The organism is Lysobacter sp. FW306-1B-D06B (genome assembly GCF_038446665.1).
In the GTDB taxonomy this organism is placed as follows: domain Bacteria; phylum Pseudomonadota; class Gammaproteobacteria; order Xanthomonadales; family Xanthomonadaceae; genus Lysobacter_J.
Genome location: NZ_CP151802.1, coordinates 1980345 through 1999954, shown reverse-complemented (window position 1 = coordinate 1999954; position 19610 = coordinate 1980345). Strand labels below are relative to the sequence as shown.

The following is a 19610-nucleotide window of genomic DNA, read 5'->3' as shown; positions in this document are numbered from 1 at the left end:
GTTAGCGCCCCGGCTGGATCGCCGGCGCCTTCACTTCGTTGGGCGGCGGCGGTGGCGGAATGCCCTCCACTTCCAGCCGCTGCACCTGCTGCTCCTTGCCGGCACGCCAGGCCTCGTGGTTTGCCACGCGCGCTTCGAATTCCTGGCGCAGTCGTGCGGATTCTTCCGGTGACACCGCGGCACGGCGCGCGTCGGTGCGCGCGCGATCGGCATCCATCAGCCGATCCTGGCGGTCGACCTGATTGCGCAAGGTGTCGGCCTGCACGCGCCGGCTGGAAACATCGAGCTGCCGGTTCAGCCGGTTGAGCGATGCGTTGTCGCGCGAAGTGTCCACGCCCACCGGCAAGGACGGCGGCGTGGCGGGCGAGATCGGCGCCACGCGCGGCGGCTGCAGCGTGTTGGCCTGCTGCGCGAACGCGACCGGCGCCAGCCCGAAGGCCAGCGCGATGACGATCGGCAGACGACGCATCGTCTTCATGCGATCAGTGGATCGATGGATCCAGGCGGCGCAGGGCGTCGGCGAGATCGGTCTGGCCGGTACGGTCGATCTGCTCGCGCGTATAGGAACGGCCCGGGCCGATGCACACCGGCTTGCCGGTCTTCGGATCGCGCGTTCGGATGTTGCTGCCGGTTTCCTTCAGGCAGCCGGCGGTGGGCCGCTTCGTGTCGTTGCGACCGTCGGGGGAGACCTGCGCATCGGAGGCGGCCTGTGCGTCCACGGCAGCCTGCGGAGCATTGGCCTGCGCCTGCGCATCGGCCGACACGGCCTGCGCGGAAGCACTGCCCAGCCCGAGCACGAACAGCCCGGCGGCAAGGAGAGCAGCGCGGTGGTGGGACATGCGGTCCATGGCATCACCAGGAGGAAGGCGGCGTCAGCGCCGCAGGTCCACCATACAACGCCCCGTCTTTGCCGAAAGTGAGGGCGGCGGCGTGATTTAGGGAGTCGTCAGGCTTGTGGACACGTGGCCTGGCGGCCTTCGCGGAAGGCCAGCGCTTCGGCCTGCGTGGCCGGGCGCGGATCCACGCCGTCGTCGAACAGCACGCGCCAGACACCGTCCGCGCCCCGGTGCCAGACCGAATGGAACGCGCCGATGCGGTAGCGCTGCGTGGTCTTCGGGTCCAGGTCCTCGAACAGCGACGGCCCGCTGGACCAGGCGATGTCGCCGACGCCGCCAATCGTGGTGCGGGTGGGATACCACGACAGCTTGAATCGCTTGCCTTCCACGATCCCGGTCCAGCGCTTGGCGATGGCATCGCGGCCGCGCGTCGGCTGCGCCTGACTCGCGCCGAAGGCGGCGTCGGGTTCCAGATGCGATGCGAAGGCGGCGCCGTCGTGGTCCGCGACGGACTGGGCGAAGCTGAGTTCGCGCGTCCACACCTCGCATTCGGCGCGGGTCATGCGCGTCGGCTCGGGTTTCGGCGGCGTCTGTGCCACGGACGCGGCGGACAGGCTCGACAACAGGGCGGCGGCGACAACGGTCGTGACGGTCTTCATGACGGGCTCCCGTGCCGGCGGGGACGTCCCGTCGGGTTGCGGCCACTATTGGCACGGCCGTGCGCAATCGCCAGCGACTAAAGTCATGCCGCAACACACGCTCGTTATGATCGACCGATGCGCTTGCTCCGAATCGCGGCCGTTGCCGCCTGCCTCGTCCTCTCCGCCTGCAGCACCCCTGCCCCGCGCGCCTTCGCTCCACCGCCGCGCGCGCAGGCGGTCATCCTCGTTTCCATCGATGCCTTCCGCGCGGATTACCTCTCGCCGCAGGCAACGCCGAACCTGGCGCGCATCGCACGCGAAGGCGCACACGCGGACTGGATGAACCCGTCCTACCCCTCGCTCACCTTCCCCAATCACTACACGCTGGTCACCGGGCTGCGTCCGGACCATCACGGCGTCATCCACAACCGCATGAGCGATGCCGGCATCGGCGGCTTCGCCGTGGCCGACCGCAATGCCGTGGACGACAGCCGCTGGTGGGGCGGCGAACCGATCTGGGTGACCGCCGAGAAACAGGGCGTGCGCAGCGCCAGCTGGGCCTGGCCGGGCAGCAGCGCGGCCATCGGCGGCGTGCGGCCGAGCCAATGGGTCGCCTACGACGAGCGCGTGCCGCCCGCCCGCCGCGTGGACGACGTGCTCGCCTGGCTCGGCGCACCGCAGGCGCAACGACCACGCCTGGTGTCGCTGTACTTCGAACAGCTCGACAAGGCCGGCCACGACTACGGCCCGGACTCGCCGCAGGTGCGCGCGACGCTGCGCGACCTCGACGCGGTGATCGGCCGGCTGTACGACGGACTGGCTGCGCGCGGCATGCTCGATCGCACCGACCTGATCGTGGTATCCGACCATGGCATGGCGAAGGTCGGCCCCGGCCGCGCGATCGGCGTGGTGGACATGATCGATCCGGCGATCGCGACCGTGGTGTCGGACGGTCAATCGATCGGTGTTGCGCCGCGTCCCGGTCGCGAGCGCGAGGCGGAACAGCGCCTGCTCGGCGCCCACGCACAGTACGACTGCTGGAAGCGCGAGGACTTGCCGGCGCGCTGGCACTACGGAACCAATCCGCGCGTGCCGCCGATCGTCTGCCAGATGCATGAAGGCTGGGACGCGCTGTATCCGGAGAAGCTCGCCAAGCGTCCGCCCGAAGCGGCGCGCGGCTCGCACGGCTTCGATCCCGCACTGCCGTCGATGCGGGCGTTGTTCATCGCGCGCGGCCCTTCGTTCGTGCCCGGTGCGCGCATCGCGCCGTTCGACAATGTGGATGTGTATCCACTGCTCGCGCGAGTGCTCGGCGTGATGCCTGCGGCGAACGACGGTGACGTGGCGCCGCTGTTGCCTGCACTGCGCGAGGCGGCGCCTTAAGGCAGGCCCCCGGGCGTCACGACGGCCTTGCACATTCATGTCCGAATCCGGCGAGTCCGCCTCTGTGCGCGGTGTTAGCCTGACCCCATGCCCAGCCCCGCCCCCCACGTCCACGCCGACACTCTGCCCGCCTGGCAGGTGTGCGAACAGGCCCGCCGCACGCGTGATCCGCGCTTCGACGGTCTGTTCTTCACCGCCGTGCTGAGCACGCGCATTTATTGCCGCCCGGTGTGCCCGGCACCGACGGCGCGGCGCGTCGTCTATTTCCGACACGCCGCGGCGGCCGAGGCGGCGGGCTACCGTCCCTGCCTGCGCTGCCGGCCGGAACTCTCGCCCGACGACGGCAGCTGGCGCCGCGGCGACGCCGCGCTGGCGCGTGCGTTGAAGCTGATCGACGACGGCGCGCTCGCCGAACAGCCACTCGCCGCCCTGGCGCAGCGCGTGGGTGTGGGCGAGCGCCAGCTGCGTCGCCTGTTCGTCGAACGCGTCGGCGTCGCGCCGATCGGCGTGCACGGAACGCGCCGGCTGCTGTTCGCCAAGCAACTGCTGACCGAAACCACACTGCCGATCACGCAGGTCGCGCTGGCCGCCGGCTTCGGCAGTCTGCGCCGCTTCAACGACGCGTTCCGTACCGCGTACCGCCTGGCGCCGCGCGATCTTCGCAAGGGCCGGCGCGAAACCGCTGCGCACAATGCGCGTGACGTCCTCACGCTGCGACTGGGCTATCGCCCGCCCTACGACTTCGCGGCCATGCTGGATTTCCTGCGCGGGCGTGCGCTGCCGGGCGTGGAGGTCGTGGACGAACACGCATACGCGCGCGTGATCGGCCCCATCGAACAGCCCGGCCGGCTGCGCATGAGCGCGTGGCCGAACGGCGAGCACGCGCTGAAACTGGAACTGCACGGCGTGGCCACGGCACGACTGCTGGAGATCGTGCAACGCCTGCGGCGCATGTTCGATCTGGACGCGGACCCGCAAGCCATCGCCGGCGCGTTGTCGTCGGATGCGCGCCTGGCGCCGCTCCTCGCGCAACGTCCCGGGCTGCGTTTGCCGAGCGGCTGGGACGGCTTCGAGATCGCGGTGCGCGCCATCATCGGCCAACAGGTGAGCGTGGCCGCGGCGCGCACGCTGGCTTCGCGCCTGGCGCAGAAGTACGGGCGCGCGTTGCCGCAGCCGTTCGCGCCGGGTCTGGCGCATCTTTTCCCCACGCCCGAAGCGCTGGTCGATGCGGACCTGGAAACGATCGGCCTGATCCGTTCGCGCGCGCAGACCGTGCGCGGCGTTGCCAGTGCGCTGATCGAAGGTCGCGTGGATTTTCGCGCCGAACGCACGCTGGAGGATTTCACCGCACGCTGGGTCGCGTTGCCGGGCATCGGCCCGTGGACGGCGCAGTACATCGCGCTGCGGGCGCTGGGCCATCCGGATGCGTTTCCTGTGGAGGATCTCGTCCTGCAGAAGGCGCTGCCGGCCGACGGCACGCGCATGACCGCGAAGGCACTGGGCGCGCGTGCGCAAGCATGGAGCCCGTGGCGCGGCTACGCGGTGATCCACCTGTGGCGCGACTGCGTGCCGACACCGGTCGCGCGCGCGGAGAAGCCCGCGCGCAAAACACGCACGGCGCGCAGCGATACCCGCGTAGAGGCGACCGCATGACGATCCGCTACGCGCACGTGCCCAGCCCGGTCGGCCCGTTGCTGCTCGCGGCGAGCGACGAAGGGCTGCATCTGATCGAGTTCCAGAACCCGCGTCATCCCATGGCGCACTGCGCGCAATGGAAGGCACGCGAGTGCGACGTGATCCGCCTGGCGGCGCGTCAGCTGGGCGAGTATTTCGACGGTGCGCGACAAGCGTTCGATCTTCCGCTCGCGGCGCGCGGCACGCCGTTCCAGCTTTCGGTGTGGCACACGCTGGACTCGATTCCCTACGGCGGAACGATCAGCTACGCGCAACTGGCGCAGCGCGTGGGTCGTCCGTCGGCAATGCGCGCCGTGGGCGCGGCGAACGGCCGCAATCCCCTGCCGATCGTGCTGCCCTGCCATCGCGTGATCGGCAGCGATGGCAGCCTGACCGGGTTCGGCGGCGGACTGCCGACGAAGGAGTATCTGCTGCGGATGGAAGGGGCGTTGCCGGTGGCGGTGGACCTGTTTGGCTGAGAAGTTCCCTTCTCCCCTTGCGGGAGAAGGAAAAGCGCTCTGCGATCACTCCGCCATCAAGCGCGCCATCGCCTCGCGATAGCGTTGCGCGATCGCGTGGCGTTGCAGGTGCGCACCGCCCTCCACCACGCGCCTGCCGCCCACGTACGCCTCGCGCACGAGCGGACGATTGCCGCTGAAGATCCAGCGGTCGACCGCATCTTCGGCCTTCAATCCGTACAACGCCGGTGCATCGGTGTCGAGCACCACCGCATCGGCATACTCGCCCGTCGCGAACGTGCCGATCGCATGGCCCGTCGAATTCCTAGCGCTGCGTGCGACATCGCGCAGCAGCGTTTCGCCCACGCTCGGCGAGTCCGCGCGCACTGCGATGTTGCGATGGCGCGTGGACAGGCGCTGGCCGTATTCCAGCCAGCGCAGTTCCTCCACCGGGGAGACGGAGATGTGCGAGTCCGAACCCACGCCCCAGCGGCCGCCTGCATCCAGGTAATCGCGCAGCGGGAACAGGCCGTCGCCAAGGTTGGCCTCGGTGGTCGGGCAGATCGCCACGGTCGCGCCGCTGCGCGCGATGCCCTGCGTTTCCGCAGCCGTGAGGTGCGTGGCGTGAACCAGCGTCCAACGCGCATCGACCGCGGCGTTGTCGAGCAGCCACTCCACCGGACGGGCGTTGCGCAGGGCCAAGCAGTCCTGCACTTCGCCGATCTGCTCGGCGATGTGGATGTGCACCGGCATCGCGGGCGGCAGGGCGTCGAGCACCGTGCGCATCGCCTGCGGCGGCACCGCGCGCAGGCTGTGCAGCGCGCAGCCGACATGCAGCGACGGGCCGACATCCTCGCACAGGGTTTCGATCAGGCGCAGGTAGGCGTCGACGTCATGGCCGAAGCGGCGCTGGCGTTCGCCCAGCACGCGGCCGTCGAAGCCGCCGGTCATGTAGAGCACGGGCAGCAGCGTCAGCCGGATGCCCGCATCGCGGGCGGCGGCGATCAGCGCGCGCGACATCGCGGCCGGGTCGTCGTAGGGGCGGCCGTCGGGCGCGTGGTGCAAGTAGTGGAACTCGCACACCGTCGTGTAGCCGGCTTCCAGCATCTCCACGTAGAGCTGCGCGGCCACCGCCTGCAGCAGCTCCGGCGTGAACCGCGCGGCGAAGCGGTACATGGTCTCGCGCCAGGTCCAGAAGGAGTCTTCCGGGTTCGTCTGGCGTTCGGCCAGACCGGCCATGGCGCGCTGGAACGCATGCGAGTGCAGGTTCGCCACCCCCGGCACGATCCAGCTGGCGCTGGCGGTGGGCTCGGCCGACTCGATGGCGCGGATGCGGCCATGGTCGTCGATGTCGAAGCCGGCGTCGGGGCGCCAGCCGTCGGGGGTCCAGAGCATCGCGGCGTCGAGGGTCTTCATGCCGGCATTGTCGCCCGAGGGCGCGCTCGTGACGATCCTTCCGCCGATGCCCGGCGGCGATCCGGCCGGCCCGTGGCCCGGCTAGAATCCCGTCATGACCTCCAACGCGCATACAGCCTGGGACGGGCTGATCCTCGGTGCTTCGCTCGCCACGCTCGATGCGCCGCAGGGGTATGCGGACGTCCTGGATGGCGCGATCGCCTGGAAAGACGACACGCTGACCTTCGTCGGACCGCGCTCCGCCCTGCCCGACACGCCGCAGCGGCTGGCGCGCGAGGTGATCGAGAGCAAGGGCTGGATCACGCCCGGGCTGGTGGACTGCCATACGCATCTGGTCTTCGCCGGCGATCGCGCACGTGAGTTCGAACTGCGCCTGCTCGGCGCCAGCTACGAGGACATCGCCCGCTCCGGTGGCGGCATCCTCTCGACCGTGCGCGCCACGCGAGCGGCCGACGAAGGCGAACTGCTGCGCCAGTCGCTGCCGCGCGCGCATGCGCTCATCGCCGACGGCACGACCACGCTGGAGATCAAGTCCGGCTACGGCCTGGACTTCGAGAACGAACGCAAGATGCTGCGCGTGGCGCGGCGCCTGGAGCAGCTCGGGATCGGCGTGCGCACCACGTATCTGGCCGCGCACGCATTGCCGCCGGAGTTCGCCGGTCGCGCCGACGACTACATCGATGCGGCGATCGAATGGCTGCCGCGCCTGCATGCCGAAGGGCTGGTCGATGCGGTGGACGCGTTCTGCGAGGGCATCGGCTTCACGCCGGAACAGACGCGCCGCATGTTCGACGCCGCGCGTGCGCTGGGTCTGCCGGTGAAGCTGCATGCCGACCAGCTCAGCGACCTGGGCGGCGGCGCGCTGGCGGCAGCGTTCGATGGGCTGTCGGCGGACCATGTCGAACACACCAGCGACGAGAGCGTGCGCGCGATGGCGCAGCGCGGCACCGTCGCGGTGCTGCTTCCCGGTGCGTACCACGTGCTGCGCGAAACGAAGCTGCCGCCACTGGACACCTTCCGTGCGCACGGCGTGCCGATGGCGGTGGCCACCGACTGCAATCCGGGCACTTCGCCGCTGCAGTCGCTGCGCCACGCGATGCAGCTGGCGTGCACGCACTTCCGTCTCACGCCCGAAGAAGCCCTGCGCGGCGCCACGGTCAACGCCGCGCGCGCCCTGGGCCTGCACGATCGCGGCGTGCTGCGCGTGGGCGCGCGCGCCGACTTCGTGCTCTGGAACATCGGCCACCCGGCCGAACTGTGCTACTGGCTCGGCGGCCGCCTCGCGCAGGCCGTCCATGCCGGCGGGCATCGCGTCACTTGAAGCTTCACTTTCCACGGGGAAACAACATGCGTTTTCGCTTCGCCGCTCTGGGCCTGTCGCTGTCGCTGGCCGCCATTCCCGCCTCCGCCGCAAGCGACGCCGCGCAGCGGCTCGCGCACGACGCGATCATCGTCGACACGCACATCGATGCGCCGAGCATGCTGCTCTCGCATTGGGACGACCTGGGCGTGGCGACGCCGGGCAAGGAGTTCGACTACCCGCGCGCACGCCAGGGCGGGCTCGACGTGGCGTTCATGTCGATCTACACCTCGCCCGACGAAGACGCCGCCGGCACCGCGTGGCAGAAGGCGAACACGCAGATCGACGCGGTCGAGGCGATGGTGGGACGTCATCCGGACAAGTTCGCGATCCTGCGTTCGCCCGCCGATCTGGAGAAACTGCGCAAGGGCGGCCGCGTGCTGCTGACGCCGGGCATGGAGAACGGCGCGCCGATCGGCGACGACCTTTCCAAGCTGGCAGCGCTGCAGGCGCGCGGCGTGCGTTACATCACCCTCGCCCACAGCGCGAACAACCGCATCGCCGATTCGTCCTACGCGCGCGACAAGAAGTGGGGCGGACTGAGCCCATTCGGCGAGCAGGTCGTGGCCGAGATGAACCGGCTCGGCATCATGGTGGACGTCTCGCACATCTCCGACGACGCCGTGCGCGACGTGCTGCGCGTCACCGACGTGCCGGTGATCGCCAGCCATTCGGGCATGCGCCACTTCACGCCGGGCTTCGAGCGCAACATCAGCGATGAGCTCGCGATCGCGGTGGCGAAGGAAGGCGGCGTGGTGCAGTTGGTGTTCGGCACCGGCTTCGTCAATCCGCAGGCGGCATCGGACACGCAGGCGTACTTCATCGCGGAGGCGGCGTTCGACCAGGAGAACGCGAAGCTCGCCGCCGCGGGCAAGCCGGTGAAGTCGAAGGACGCGTTCGACAAGGAATGGGAGCTCGCGCATCCGTCGCCGGAAACGCACATCGATGCGGTGCTGGACCAGATCGACTACGCGGTGAAGCTGATCGGCGTGGACCACGTCGGCATTGGTTCGGACTTCGACGGCGTCAGCGGCCACCTGCCGGTGGAGCTGCGTTCGGTGGCCGACTATCCGAACCTGGTCGAAGGCCTGCAGAAGCGCGGTCATTCCGACGCGGACATCCGCAAGATCCTCGGCGGCAACCTGCTGCGCGTGTGGGCGCAGGTGGAGAAGGCGGCCAAGCGCTGACGGGCCGCCTCCCGGCGCCGGAAAAACAAAAGCCCCGCCAAGGCGGGGCTTTTTTGCGGCACAGGCGGGAGGTCCCGCCGGAGCGCTTACTCCTTGGTGGCAGCCTTCTTCACCGCGACCTTCTTGGCGGCCGGGGCCTTGGCCACGGTCTTGGTCGCCTTCTTCGCGACCGGGGCGGCGGCGGTGCCGGCGGCCTTGGTCGTGGCCTTGCGGGCATTGCCGTAGCTGGAGTTGTAGCGCTTGCCCTTGGCGGTCTTGCGGTCGCCCTTGCCCATGTTCTGCTCCTGAACTGTCCAAATCCGCACGGGGTGCGGGGGTTACGAGATTACTGCGGTCGCTTCGCGCGAGGCCGCGCAGTCTACCACGCGGGAGCCTCTGCCCGTTCCGCCGCACACACCTCTCCCACTGGGCCTCGCCTGGAACGGCGAATCAGTGCGCGCAGGTGGCGTCGTGCACGTGGCCGTGGTTCAGGCGCAGGTTCGCCAGATGGGCCAGGCCCACGAGCGTGCCGCCGAAGGTCATTGCGATCGCATGCGGAATCACGCTCTGGTGCAGTGGCTGGTACAGCACGCCGAACCACAGGATCGCCAGCCCCGGCACCATCAGCGACAGCGCTTGCACGGCGCGATGTCGGCGGTAGCCCCAGAACATGCTGAACAGCCCCAGCCCAGTGGCGAACAGAACGAAGGCTTCCTCGAACCCCGTGCCCAGCCATGCCGCGACGCCCAGCGACGGCAGCACGGCGATCACCAGCGGCAGCAGCGCGCAATGGATCGCGCACAGCAAGGAGCCGAAGGCACCGATGCGGTCGAGCAGGCTGCGGGGGCGAAGAGGCGGCATGGAGGCGTGACTTTCGGGAGGGTGCGGAATCCGTTTCGTTATAATATAACATTACGCAACTTCCGCCACCCCACTCTACCTCGACCGATGCCAAAGCGCTCGCTGACCCGCCGACTTCCCCTGGTGCTCGCCCTCGCCGCCGCGCTGCCCCTGGCCGCGCAGGCCGATGACCAGGACCACGCCCATCAGCCCACCGACCTGGCCGGCGTGGAGGTCAAGGCGACGCCGCTGGTCGGCACGGCCGAGGATCTGGTCCGGCCGGTCGAGGTCCTGGCCGGAGAACGGCTCGACGAAGTCAAGGCGAACTCCCTGGGCGAGACCGTCGGCAAACTGCCCGGCGTGCAGTCCTCGTACTTCGGTCCCGGCGTCGGGCGGCCGATCGTGCGCGGCTTCGACGGCGCCCGCGTGCAGGTGCTGAGCGACGGCCTGGGCTCGGGCGACGTCTCCACCGTCAGTGTCGATCACGCGGTCACGCTGGAGCCGTTCCTGGCCGACCAGATCGAAGTGCTCAAAGGCCCGGCCACCCTGCTCTACGGCAGCGGCGCGATCGGCGGCGCCGTGAACGTGGTCGACGGCCGCATTCCCGAGGCAGTGACCGACCAGCCCCTGCAAGGCCGTGCCGAACTGCGCGGCAACACCGTCAACGACGAAAAGACCGGCATGTTCCGCATGGATGGCACGTCGGCTTCGGGCAATTTCGTCTTCCACATCGACGGCCTGCATCGCGAGACCGGCGATTACGACATCCCCAACTACCCGGAAAGCCGCGAGCTGATGGCGCGCGAAGGCGAAACGCCGGACCCGGCCACGAAGGGCACGCTGCCCAACAGCTTCGTGCGCACCGACAGCGGCGCGCTGGGCGTGAGCTGGATCGGCGAGCGCGGTTTCCTGGGCGTGGGCGCAAGCCTGTTCGACACGCGCTACGGCGTGCCCGCCGGCGCCCACGAACACGGGGACGACCACGCCCACGAAGGCGAGGAACCCGCGCACGAGGAAGAAGGCCCGGTCACCATCGGCATGACGCAACACCGTTATGAAGTGCGCGGCGGCCTGGACGACCTGGGCGTGTTCAAGTCGCTGCGCGCCAAGGTCGCCCATACCGAGTACACGCACACCGAATACGAGGGCGGCGAAACCGGCACCGTCTTCGACAACACCAGCACTGAGGGTCGCCTGGAACTGGTGCACCAGCCGCTCTGGGGCTGGAACGGCGCCGTCGGCCTGCAGTGGGCCCAGCGCGATTTCGAGGCCATCGGCGAAGAGGCGTTCGTTCCTCCGTCCAAGGGACGCGATGCGGGCCTGTTCTGGCTGGGCGAGCGCACCTTCGGCGCGATCAAGACCGAGCTGGGCGCGCGCGTGGACCAGAACAAGATCGACGTGAACGAAGCCGAGGCGATCGGGCCGGATCGCGATTTCCATACGACGAGCCTGTCGGCGGCGTTCAAGTGGGACATCAACGAAGCGTTCCACCTTTCGTTCGGCCTGGACCGCGCGCAGCGCGCGCCAACGGCGGAAGAGCTGTATTCCAACGGCCTCCACGTCGCCACTTCGAGCATCGAACTGGGTTCGCCGCTGATGGACGAGGAAACCGCGAACCGCGCGGAGATCGGCCTGCATTGGCACGGCGGTCCGTTCAAGGCGAGCGCGTCGGTCTACCACGTGAAGTACGACGATTTCATCTACCTGGCCGACACCGGCGTGACGGAGGACGGCAACCCCGTGCGCCTGTGGACGCAGGACGACGCGCGCTTCAACGGTGCCGAAGCCGAGGTCAACTGGAACTTCGCCGACAACGACAGCGGCAGCTGGAACCTGCGCGTGTTCGGCGACGTGGTGCGCGGCGAACTGACCGGCAGCGGGACGCGCGAAGTGAGCTTCGCGGTGCCGCATGGCGATCATGCCCACGACTACACCGTCGATCTTCCGCGCGGCGGCAACCTGCCGCGGATCGCGCCGCAGCGCCTGGGCGGCGAGGTGCGCTGGGAGCTGGGTGCTTGGCGCGCATCGCTTGGCGCGATCCGTTACGCACGCCAGGATCAAGTCGCCGCGAACGAAACGGAAACGCCCGGGTACACGCTCGTCGACGCGCACGTCGCCTGGCACAAGGACACGCCGAAGGGCAACGCGTGGGAAGTGTTCCTCGACGGCAGCAACCTGCTCGACGAGGAGGCGCGCGTGCACACCTCCTTCCTCAAGGACGTGGCGCCGCTGCCGGGGCGTGGCGTGGCATTCGGCGTGCGGGCGTTCTTCTGACGCCCCTGCTGCGAGCGCCCTTCCCCACCTGAACAGCGCCGGCCCATCGCCGGCGCTTTTCTTTTCCGGAAATGGGTGTATATACACGCTTATGGAAACCCCAGCCGCCCCCCACAGCCTGTGTACCTGCTTCCGCCTGCGCAAACTGGCGCGACAGGTAACGCAGCGCTACGACCGCGAGCTCGCCCTTGCCGGCCTCAACCTCAACCAGTATTCGATCCTGCGCCGCGCCTCGCGCACGCCGCAGACCGTGAGCGCGCTGGCACGTGAGATCGGCATGGACCGCACCACGCTCAGTCGCGACCTCAAGCCGCTCGTCACCGCCGGCTGGATCGAACTGGCCAGCAGCGACACCGACGCACGCCAGCGCCTGGTGCAGGTGAAGCCCGCCGGCAAGCGCGTGCTCGAGCGCGCGCAGCCGCTGTGGCGCAAGGCGCAGGACGACATCGACGCACGCCTGGGCACTACGGGCGTGAACGCATTGCACACCCATCTCGACCGCGCGATGGCGCGACTGGACGCCGAATGACCACCGCGCCCCACCCCACCGCGCGCTACTGGCCGCTGGTGCTCGCCGCCACGGCGATGCTGATGATCACCATGGGCGTGCGCCAATCGATGGGCCTGTTCGTCGCGCCGATCGGCCGCAGCACCGGACTGGGCATCGCACAGATCAGCTTCGCGCTTGCGATCGGCCAGTTCGTCTGGGGCGCCGTGCAGCCGGTGTTCGGTGCGATCGCCGACCAGCGCGGGCCCGGCCGTGTGCTCGTGGCGGGCGGCATCCTGCTGGCCGCGGGCATGGTGCTCGCACCCACGCTGCCTTCCGAATGGGGACTGCTGCTCACGTTGGGCGTGCTCAGCGCGGCCGGCGCGGGCGCGGGCAGTTTCTCCATCCTGATCGGTGCGACCGCGCGGCAAATGCCAGCGGAAAAGCGCTCGATGGCGGCCGGCGTGATCAATGCCGGCGGTTCGTTCGGACAGTTCGTGTTCGCGCCGCTGGTGCAGGCCGTGATCAGCGCCGCCGGCTGGGCGGCGGCGATGTGGACGCTGGCGGCATCGGCGCTGATGACGCTGCCGCTTGCCTGGCCGCTGCGACGCCGCGCGGACGACGCGCCGCAGGCCGTCACGCCTTCCGCGCCCGATATCGGCCTGCGCGAACAGCTGCGCACCGCGGTGCGCGATCGCAGTTACTGGATGCTGCACCTGGGCTTCTTCACCTGCGGCGTGCACATCGCGTTCCTGGTCACGCATCTGCCGAGCGAGATCGCACTGTGCGGGCTGCCGGCCAGTGTGTCGGCGGTGTCGCTGGCGTTGATCGGCCTGTTCAACGTCGCCGGCAGCCTCACCGCGGGCTGGCTCGGCCAGCGCTGGCGCATGAAGTACCTGCTCGCGGCGATGTATGCCAGCCGCGCGGTGATGATCGCGATCTACCTGGTCTCGCCGCCGACGCCCCTCACCTTCTTCATTTTCTCCGCGGGCCTGGGCCTGACCTGGCTGGCGACCGTGCCCCCGACTGCGGGCCTGGTGGGCAAGTTGTTCGGGCCGCGTTACCTGGGCACGCTGTTCGGACTGACGCTGCTGTCACATCAGCTCGGCGGATTCTTCGGAGCATGGGTAGGCGGGTTGGTCCTGGAGCGCTTCGGCGACTACAGCTGGATGTGGTACGCCGACATGGTGCTGGCCCTGCTCGCGGCCGCGGCGAACCTGCCGATCCGCGAAGCCGTTCCCGCACTGGTTCGCCCGCAGACGCAGACGGAGCCGACATGAGCACGCAATCCGACGGAGCAATCAATCTCGCGCGCAAACTGGCGACGTTCGACGAGCATTGGCAACCGCGAACGGTTGCGACGTTCAACGGCCACGACATCATGGTCGTCAAGGTGAAGGGCGAGTTCATCTGGCACCATCACGACGACACCGACGATCTGTTCCTCGTGCTGAGCGGGCGCATCCGCATCGAGCTGCGCGATCGCGTCGTGGAACTCGGCCCGGGCGAACTGTTCGTCGTACCGCGCGGCATCGAGCACCGGCCGGTGGCGGTGGAAGAAGCGCACTTGATGCTGATCGAACCGACAGGCACGCCGAACACGGGCAACGCCGCGACCGCGGCTCGGCGGCGTGTCGTCTGACAACGACACGCGGACGCAACGAAGGGATGCGCCGAGCAGCGAGATCGCTGCCTATCACATGCACTTCTATTGTGAAATGCGATTTTTTCTCGTGCGATTCACATGCATGACGCTAAGACTTTTTCGCAGTATGGCTCCGCGGCGACGTGCCGTGTCTCAGTGGAGCGTCAACATGAACAGCGCCATTCTCTGGCCCTTCGCTTCATCGGATGTGCAGCGGCCGTCGTTCCGCTTGCGTGACGGCCGCTGGCTGTTGGCGACCGCACTTCTTCTGGCCGGCACGCAGAGCTGGGCACAATCCGGGACGATCACGATCCAGGGGGTGATCGTCGACGGAGTCACCGCGAACCACAACGAACAGGGCGTCGCGCCCGCGGGTTACCAGACGCCGCGCGTCACCTCGACGCAGGCGTTGAACGACATCGCAGCGCCGCGTGGGGAGATCCTGGACTACTTCGCCGAACGCTCGAACGAAGCCGGCATCTCCACCGACCGTCTGCGGCTGGTGAAGGTGGATTACCTCTAGGCGGCGGAAGGTGCCGCCGCGCAGCTGGCGCAGACGCCGTGCACTTCCAGCGTCTGCGCCTGCGGGGTGAAGCCGAGTTCGCGCGCGCGGCGGTCGAGCGTCTCGACGATGCGTTCGTCTTCCAGCTCCGTCGCCGACTGGCAGCGGTCGCAGATCAGGAACGGCACCGCATGCTGCGCCGAGCCCGGGTGGTGGCAGCCGACGAATGCGTTGATCGATGCGAGCTTGTGGATGAAGCCGTTCTCGAGCAGGAAGTCCAGCGCGCGATACACCGTCGGTGGGGCGGCGGCATCGTGCGTGGTCTTCATCTGATCGAGCAGTTCGTAAGCCTTCACCGGACGGCCGGCGTCGGCGATCAGACGCAGGGCGTGCGCGCGGATCGGCGTGAGCCGCAAGCCACGCGCCTCACACGCGCGCTCGACCTCGTGCACGAAGGCGTCGCCGTCGTGGACGTGATGCGAGGGATCGGTGCAGGCGTGACCGTGGCTCATGGCGATTCCGTTTGCGGACAGTCCCGATTTAGGCCCCGACCGGCACTTTTGCAAGGGCCGCGTCGATGCGCACCAGCGCTTCGGCCTGCCCTGCCAGGTACACGGTGTGGGAGATATCGGGCGAGACCTGCGTGCCGGTGATCGCCACGCGCATCGGCTGGGCGACCTTGCCCATGCCGATGCCCAGGGCCTCGGCGGTGGCGTGCAGCGCGGCCGACACCGACTCCGCGCTCCATTCCGGCAACGCGGCCAGGCGCTCTCGCGCGTCGGCCAGCGGCGCGCGCGCGGCGGCGGTGAGGTGCTTGGCGACTGCCGCGTCGTCGTACTGCGTGAGCGGGCCGAACCATACGGCGGCGCGTTCTGCCATTTCCTTCAGCGTCTGCACGCGATCGCGCAGCGCAATCACGATATCGGCCGCCTTCGGCCCCTTCGCCAGATCGAAGCCCTGCGCGAGCAGGTGCCATTCCAGGTGCTTGCCCACTTCGACCGGCTCGTCGCTCTTGAGGTACTGCTGGTTGAGCCAGCCGAGCTTGGCCGGATCCAGGCGCGAAGCCTTGGCGTTGACGTCCTTCAGGTCGAACAGCTGCGTCATCTGCGCGATGGAGAAGATCTCCTGGTCGCCATGCGACCAGCCCAGGCGCACGAGGTAGTTGAGCAGCGCGTGCGGGAGATAGCCCATCTCGCGGTACTGCATGACGTCCGCCGCGCCGGTGCGCTTGGACAGCTTGGCGCCTTCCGGGTCCAGGATCATCGGCAGGTGCGCGAAGTGCGGCACGGTCGCGCCGAGTGCGCGGTAGATGTTGATCTGCCGCGGGGTGTTGTTGACGTGGTCGTCGCCGCGCACGACATCGGTGATGCCCATGTCCAGGTCATCGACCACGACGGCGAAGTTGTAGGTCGGGTAACCGTCGGAGCGGAAGATCACCAGGTCGTCGAGCTCGCTGTTGGCGATCTCGATGCGTCCCTTCACCTTGTCGTCCCACGCGACCACGCCGTCGAGCGGGTTCTTGAAGCGGATCACGCGGTTGGGATCGTCGCGGAAGCCTTCATTGCGATCGCGATAGGCGCCGTTGTAGCGCGGCTTGTCGCCGGCGGCCATCGCCTTCTCGCGCATGGCCTCCAGTTCGTCCTTGGTTTCGTAGGCGTAGTACGCCGTGCCGGCGGCGACCATCTGCTCGGCCACCTCGCGGTAGCGGTCCAGGCGGTGCGTCTGGTAGATCGGGCCTTCGTCGTAGCCCAGGCCCAGCCACTCCATCGCCTGCAGGATGGCGTCGATGGCGGCCTGCGTGCTGCGCTCCTGATCGGTGTCCTCGATGCGCAGGATGAACTGCCCGCCGCGGCGGCGCGCCTCCAGCCAGCAGTACAGCGCGGTGCGCGCACCGCCGATGTGCAGGTAGCCGGTGGGACTGGGGGCAAATCGGGTGCGGCAGGTCATGCGGGCGGCTCGGAACGGCGGAACCGGCAATTTTACCGGACCCGGGCGCCAGACCGCGTCGACCCGGCCGCCACCCCCTAGAATTGCCGGCATGACGACCCTCTTCATCTCCGACCTGCACCTGGACGACGAACGCCCCGGCATCACGGATCTCTTCGTCCGCTTCATCCGGTCGGAAGCGCGCGGCGCGGACGCGCTCTACATTCTGGGCGACCTGTTCGAGGCCTGGGTCGGCGATGACGATCCGTCCGAGGCCGGCGCCATCGTCGCGCGCGAGCTGCATGCGCTGCAGGCCTCGGGCGTGCCCGTGTCGTTCATCCGCGGCAACCGTGATTTCCTGCTGGGCGAGGACTTCGCGCGTCGCGCGGGCATGCGCATCCTGCCCGACCCGGCGGTGGTGGTGCTGTACGACGAGCCCACGCTGATCATGCACGGCGACACGCTGTGCACCGACGACGTCGCCTACCAGCAGTTCCGCGCGCAGACGCGCAATCCGCAGTGGCAGGCGCAGTTCCTCTCGCAGCCGCTGGTGGCGCGCGTGGCGTTCGCGCAGCAGGCCCGCGCGGCCAGCAAGGCGCACCAGAGCGGGCTGAAGCAGCAGGGCACGATGGAGTCCATCACCGACGTCGCGCCCGCAACGGTGGACGGCACGTTCAGCCGCTTCGGGCTGGATCGCATCATCCACGGCCATACGCACCGCCCGGCCGTGCATGAACTCCATGTCGACGGCCGCCCGCGCGAACGCATCGTACTGGGCGACTGGTACGACCAGGGGTCGGTGTTGCGGGTGGATCGCAAGGGGTTCGACCTGCGCGGCCTGCCGCTGTAAACGCAGGCCGCTTTTCAGCCTCGAATCAGGTCGACGCCAGGTCCGGGTGAAACGCCGAGTGGGCGGTTTTCCACGCCCACGCCGCATCGTCTTCGCCTTCTTCAACGGTGATCGTCAACAGCAACAGACGGCCGTCCACGGCGACGCTGGTCATCAGATGGCGGGACGTTTCCAGTTCGCTCTCGTCCCAGTAGGCCGCGCCCATGACGTGATGATCGGACCACCGTTCGGCCTGCGTGTCGCCGATCACCTTGTCGATGGCGCTTCCGGCATCGAGGCCGTCCACCTTCAACGCGCTTACGTAGACCGCGCGCCGGCCGTCGTGAAGCTGGAGGTTGCCTCCGTCGTTGAGCACGTCGGTCTGGAAATGCCCGGGCAGCTCGACCGTCCAGCCACCGAACAGGGGATACGTGCACGTGCCGCGGCGATAGCCGATCGGGCCGGCGCGAGGCGCGTCCGCCGCCGGTTCGCGCAATAGAAGCTCCCGCAGTTCTTCGCGTTCGGGCGACTCGGTGCCGGCGCGCTCGTAGCAGGCCTGGACGAAAGCCATCGTGCGGCGTTCGGACTCGTCCCGCGGCGGAACCCACGCCAGTTCGCACCAGGCCAGGACGTCGGCGATCCCTTTCCAGAAGGCGGCGTCGCGGTCCATGCCCCACCAGGGGAAGAACGTCATCGCCGCAGCACGGCGCACCGAAGCGTCGGTGGCGAAGTCCGCGAACCACTCGCGCGTGCGCGCGCCCATCGGCGTGGCGATCATCCCGGCCAGGCGCGGCGATCGCTCTGCGATCGGCATGCACACCGAGCAGCGAGATTCACTGTCTGCGGCCGATTCATCGTCGGCGACGTGGGACGACAGCGCCGCCAGCCACTTGACCATCTCGTCCTGCAACGCATCGAAGTCACGCGACAGCGCGAAGCCGGATTCGTCGCCTTCGTCTTCTGCGGCCCAGTCCCATTCGACGGACATGTCCTGCGCCATGCGATCAAGCAGACGCACCAGGAGCGCGTGATAGCCCGGGCCGACCGTGCTCGTCTTGGCCTGGGCCTGCAGACGTCCGTCGTCGAGCAGTTCGATGTAGAGCCCTTCCTCCGCGGGATGCCACACGGCCCACACACCGGCGTCGTCCTTGGTGACGGTCAGGCGCTCGGACAACAACGGATCACCCAGGCAATCCCGGTAAATCCGCGTCAGTTCCTGCGCCAGCGCCGCGATCGTGGGCCTCGCCCACGTACGTCGCTTCCACGGTGTGCTTGTGACCAGAAATCCGACGCCCATCTGCCCCTCCTCCTGAAAGGCGATCTTCGCCGCGCGCCCTGTGTCTGGCAATCACCGGGGCGGAGCGTCGTTCCCCGTCAGCGCTTCGAGCGCCGCAAGTTCTTCCGGTCCGAATCCCGCCGCGCCGCGCGCTTCGTGATTGAACGGACCATAGAGAACCGCACGCGCATATTCGGCCAGCAACTCGCGAAAACGCGGCACGGGATCCACGCCCGCGCGTTCGCAATACCAGCGGTACCAGCGCGAACCGGCGGCGACGTGGCCGACCTCCTCGCGCAGGATCACTTCCAGGATGTCGGCAGTGGCGTCGTCGCCCAACGCACGCAGCTTCACGATCATCCCCGGCGTGACATCCAGCCCGCGCGCTTCCAGCACGCGCGGCACCAGCGCCATGCGCGCCAGGCCGTCGTGCGCGGTCTTCTCGGCCATTTCCCACAGGCCGTTGTGTGCGTCGAAATTGCCGTAGTCATGGCCGAACTCGCGCAGGCGATCGCGCAGCATGACGAAGTGGCGCGCCTCATCGTGGGCGACGCCGACCCAGTCGGCGTAGAACCCGCGCGGCAATCCACGGAAGCGGTACACCGCGTCCCAGGCCAGGTCGATCGCGTTGAATTCGATGTGCGCAATCGCGTGGATGAAGGCCGCCCGCCCATCGTTGGTGCCGAAACCGCGACGCGGCAGGTCGCGCGGATGCACCAGCAGCGGGCGCTCCGGACGGCCGGGCATGCGGATGGGTTCGGGTTCGGGCGCATCGTCGGGCATCGACAACTCGCCACGCGCAAAGGCCTCCGCCGCGGCGAAGGTGAGCACCACCTTCTCCTCCGGGGAGGCCGCGTCGAGGCACGCGCGCGCGGCGTCGAACAGCGAAGCGGTCAC

Annotated in this window: 21 protein-coding genes; 11 read left to right on the top strand and 10 right to left on the bottom strand. The window is 68.8% G+C overall.

The annotated features are described in order from the left end of the window. Position 1 precedes the first annotated feature (1 nt). From AAFF32_RS09295 to AAFF32_RS09285, 3 genes are all read right to left on the bottom strand, one after another. Positions 2-478 (bottom strand): hypothetical protein, encoded by a 477-nt coding sequence (locus AAFF32_RS09295; protein WP_342317122.1) that lies wholly within the window; start codon positions 476-478, stop codon positions 2-4. A gap of 4 nt (positions 479-482) precedes the next feature. Then, a complete protein-coding gene (locus AAFF32_RS09290; RefSeq protein ID WP_216959403.1) occupies positions 483-848 on the bottom strand; it encodes a hypothetical protein in 366 nt (121 codons plus the stop codon). A 98-nt stretch (positions 849-946) separates the two neighbouring features. Beyond that, the gene (locus tag AAFF32_RS09285) at positions 947-1495 is read right to left on the bottom strand and encodes a DUF4440 domain-containing protein (RefSeq protein WP_342317121.1); all 549 of its coding nucleotides are present in this window, start codon (positions 1493-1495) and stop codon (positions 947-949) included. Positions 1496-1612: 117 nt separating this feature from the next. Between AAFF32_RS09285 and AAFF32_RS09280 the strand changes: the two genes are divergently transcribed. The 3 genes from AAFF32_RS09280 to AAFF32_RS09270 all read left to right on the top strand — a co-directional run bounded on the left by AAFF32_RS09280 (position 1613) and on the right by AAFF32_RS09270 (position 5013). Continuing rightward, on the top strand, positions 1613-2860 hold the full coding sequence (locus AAFF32_RS09280) for an ectonucleotide pyrophosphatase/phosphodiesterase (RefSeq protein ID WP_216959406.1): 1248 nt from the start codon (positions 1613-1615) through the stop codon (positions 2858-2860). A gap of 87 nt (positions 2861-2947) precedes the next feature. Next, entirely contained in the window at positions 2948-4513 is a 1566-nt protein-coding gene (locus AAFF32_RS09275) for an AlkA N-terminal domain-containing protein (protein WP_342317120.1), read from the top strand. Beyond that, entirely contained in the window at positions 4510-5013 is a 504-nt protein-coding gene (locus tag AAFF32_RS09270) for a methylated-DNA--[protein]-cysteine S-methyltransferase (protein WP_342317119.1), read from the top strand. The genes AAFF32_RS09275 and AAFF32_RS09270 overlap by 4 nt, the downstream gene beginning before the upstream one ends. 45 nt (positions 5014-5058) lie before the next feature. Here AAFF32_RS09270 and AAFF32_RS09265 read toward each other — a convergent pair whose 3' ends face one another. Further along, a complete protein-coding gene (locus tag AAFF32_RS09265; RefSeq protein WP_216959415.1) occupies positions 5059-6408 on the bottom strand; it encodes a formimidoylglutamate deiminase in 1350 nt (449 codons plus the stop codon). 94 nt (positions 6409-6502) lie between these two features. Between AAFF32_RS09265 and hutI the strand changes: the two genes are divergently transcribed. Both hutI and AAFF32_RS09255 read left to right on the top strand, forming a co-directional pair. Then, on the top strand, positions 6503-7729 hold the full coding sequence (hutI, locus tag AAFF32_RS09260; RefSeq protein ID WP_216959417.1) for an imidazolonepropionase: 1227 nt from the start codon (positions 6503-6505) through the stop codon (positions 7727-7729). A gap of 26 nt (positions 7730-7755) precedes the next feature. Further along, positions 7756-8955, top strand: coding sequence for a dipeptidase (locus AAFF32_RS09255; RefSeq protein ID WP_342317118.1), 1200 nt, complete (start codon positions 7756-7758; stop codon positions 8953-8955). A gap of 86 nt (positions 8956-9041) precedes the next feature. Here the strand turns inward: AAFF32_RS09255 and AAFF32_RS09250 are convergent, their stop codons facing one another. Next, positions 9042-9230, bottom strand: a complete 189-nt coding sequence (locus tag AAFF32_RS09250; RefSeq protein ID WP_216959424.1) for a 30S ribosomal protein THX — start codon at positions 9228-9230, stop codon at positions 9042-9044. Positions 9231-9384: 154 nt separating this feature from the next. Further along, positions 9385-9795, bottom strand: coding sequence for a MerC domain-containing protein (locus AAFF32_RS09245; protein WP_216959426.1), 411 nt, complete (start codon positions 9793-9795; stop codon positions 9385-9387). 87 nt (positions 9796-9882) lie between these two features. On the opposite strand from AAFF32_RS09245, the gene AAFF32_RS09240 reads away from it, so the two are divergent. The 5 genes from AAFF32_RS09240 (at position 9883) to AAFF32_RS09220 (ending at position 14703) form a co-directional block, all read left to right on the top strand. Beyond that, complete coding sequence (locus AAFF32_RS09240; protein ID WP_342317117.1) at positions 9883-12048, top strand: TonB-dependent receptor; 2166 nt, start codon at positions 9883-9885, stop codon at positions 12046-12048. 91 nt (positions 12049-12139) lie between these two features. After that, positions 12140-12577, top strand: coding sequence for a MarR family transcriptional regulator (locus AAFF32_RS09235; protein ID WP_342317116.1), 438 nt, complete (start codon positions 12140-12142; stop codon positions 12575-12577). Next, complete coding sequence (locus AAFF32_RS09230) at positions 12574-13815, top strand: MFS transporter (protein WP_342317114.1); 1242 nt, start codon at positions 12574-12576, stop codon at positions 13813-13815. The genes AAFF32_RS09235 and AAFF32_RS09230 overlap by 4 nt, the downstream gene beginning before the upstream one ends. Further along, positions 13812-14177, top strand: coding sequence for a cupin domain-containing protein (locus tag AAFF32_RS09225; RefSeq protein ID WP_216959436.1), 366 nt, complete (start codon positions 13812-13814; stop codon positions 14175-14177). The genes AAFF32_RS09230 and AAFF32_RS09225 overlap by 4 nt, the downstream gene beginning before the upstream one ends. Before the next feature lie 172 nt (positions 14178-14349). Continuing rightward, complete coding sequence (locus AAFF32_RS09220; RefSeq protein ID WP_342317113.1) at positions 14350-14703, top strand: hypothetical protein; 354 nt, start codon at positions 14350-14352, stop codon at positions 14701-14703. On the opposite strand, the gene AAFF32_RS09215 is transcribed toward AAFF32_RS09220, so the two are convergent. Together AAFF32_RS09215 and gltX are read right to left on the bottom strand one after the other, a co-directional pair. Beyond that, the gene (locus AAFF32_RS09215) at positions 14700-15194 is read right to left on the bottom strand and encodes a transcriptional repressor (protein WP_216959441.1); all 495 of its coding nucleotides are present in this window, start codon (positions 15192-15194) and stop codon (positions 14700-14702) included. The genes AAFF32_RS09220 and AAFF32_RS09215 overlap by 4 nt on opposite strands. A 28-nt stretch (positions 15195-15222) precedes the next feature. Then, entirely contained in the window at positions 15223-16629 is a 1407-nt protein-coding gene (gltX, locus tag AAFF32_RS09210) for a glutamate--tRNA ligase (RefSeq protein ID WP_216959445.1), read from the bottom strand. A gap of 91 nt (positions 16630-16720) precedes the next feature. Between gltX and lpxH the strand changes: the two genes are divergently transcribed. After that, positions 16721-17458, top strand: a complete 738-nt coding sequence (lpxH, locus tag AAFF32_RS09205) for a UDP-2,3-diacylglucosamine diphosphatase (protein ID WP_216959460.1) — start codon at positions 16721-16723, stop codon at positions 17456-17458. A gap of 25 nt (positions 17459-17483) precedes the next feature. Here lpxH and AAFF32_RS09200 read toward each other — a convergent pair whose 3' ends face one another. Together AAFF32_RS09200 and AAFF32_RS09195 are read right to left on the bottom strand one after the other, a co-directional pair. Then, positions 17484-18734 carry a hypothetical protein gene (locus AAFF32_RS09200; protein WP_342317112.1) on the bottom strand — a complete coding sequence of 417 codons (1251 nt, stop codon included), beginning with the start codon at positions 18732-18734 and terminating at the stop codon, positions 17484-17486. Positions 18735-18785: 51 nt separating this feature from the next. After that, the gene (locus tag AAFF32_RS09195) at positions 18786-19610 is read right to left on the bottom strand and encodes a ferritin-like domain-containing protein (protein ID WP_342317111.1); all 825 of its coding nucleotides are present in this window, start codon (positions 19608-19610) and stop codon (positions 18786-18788) included.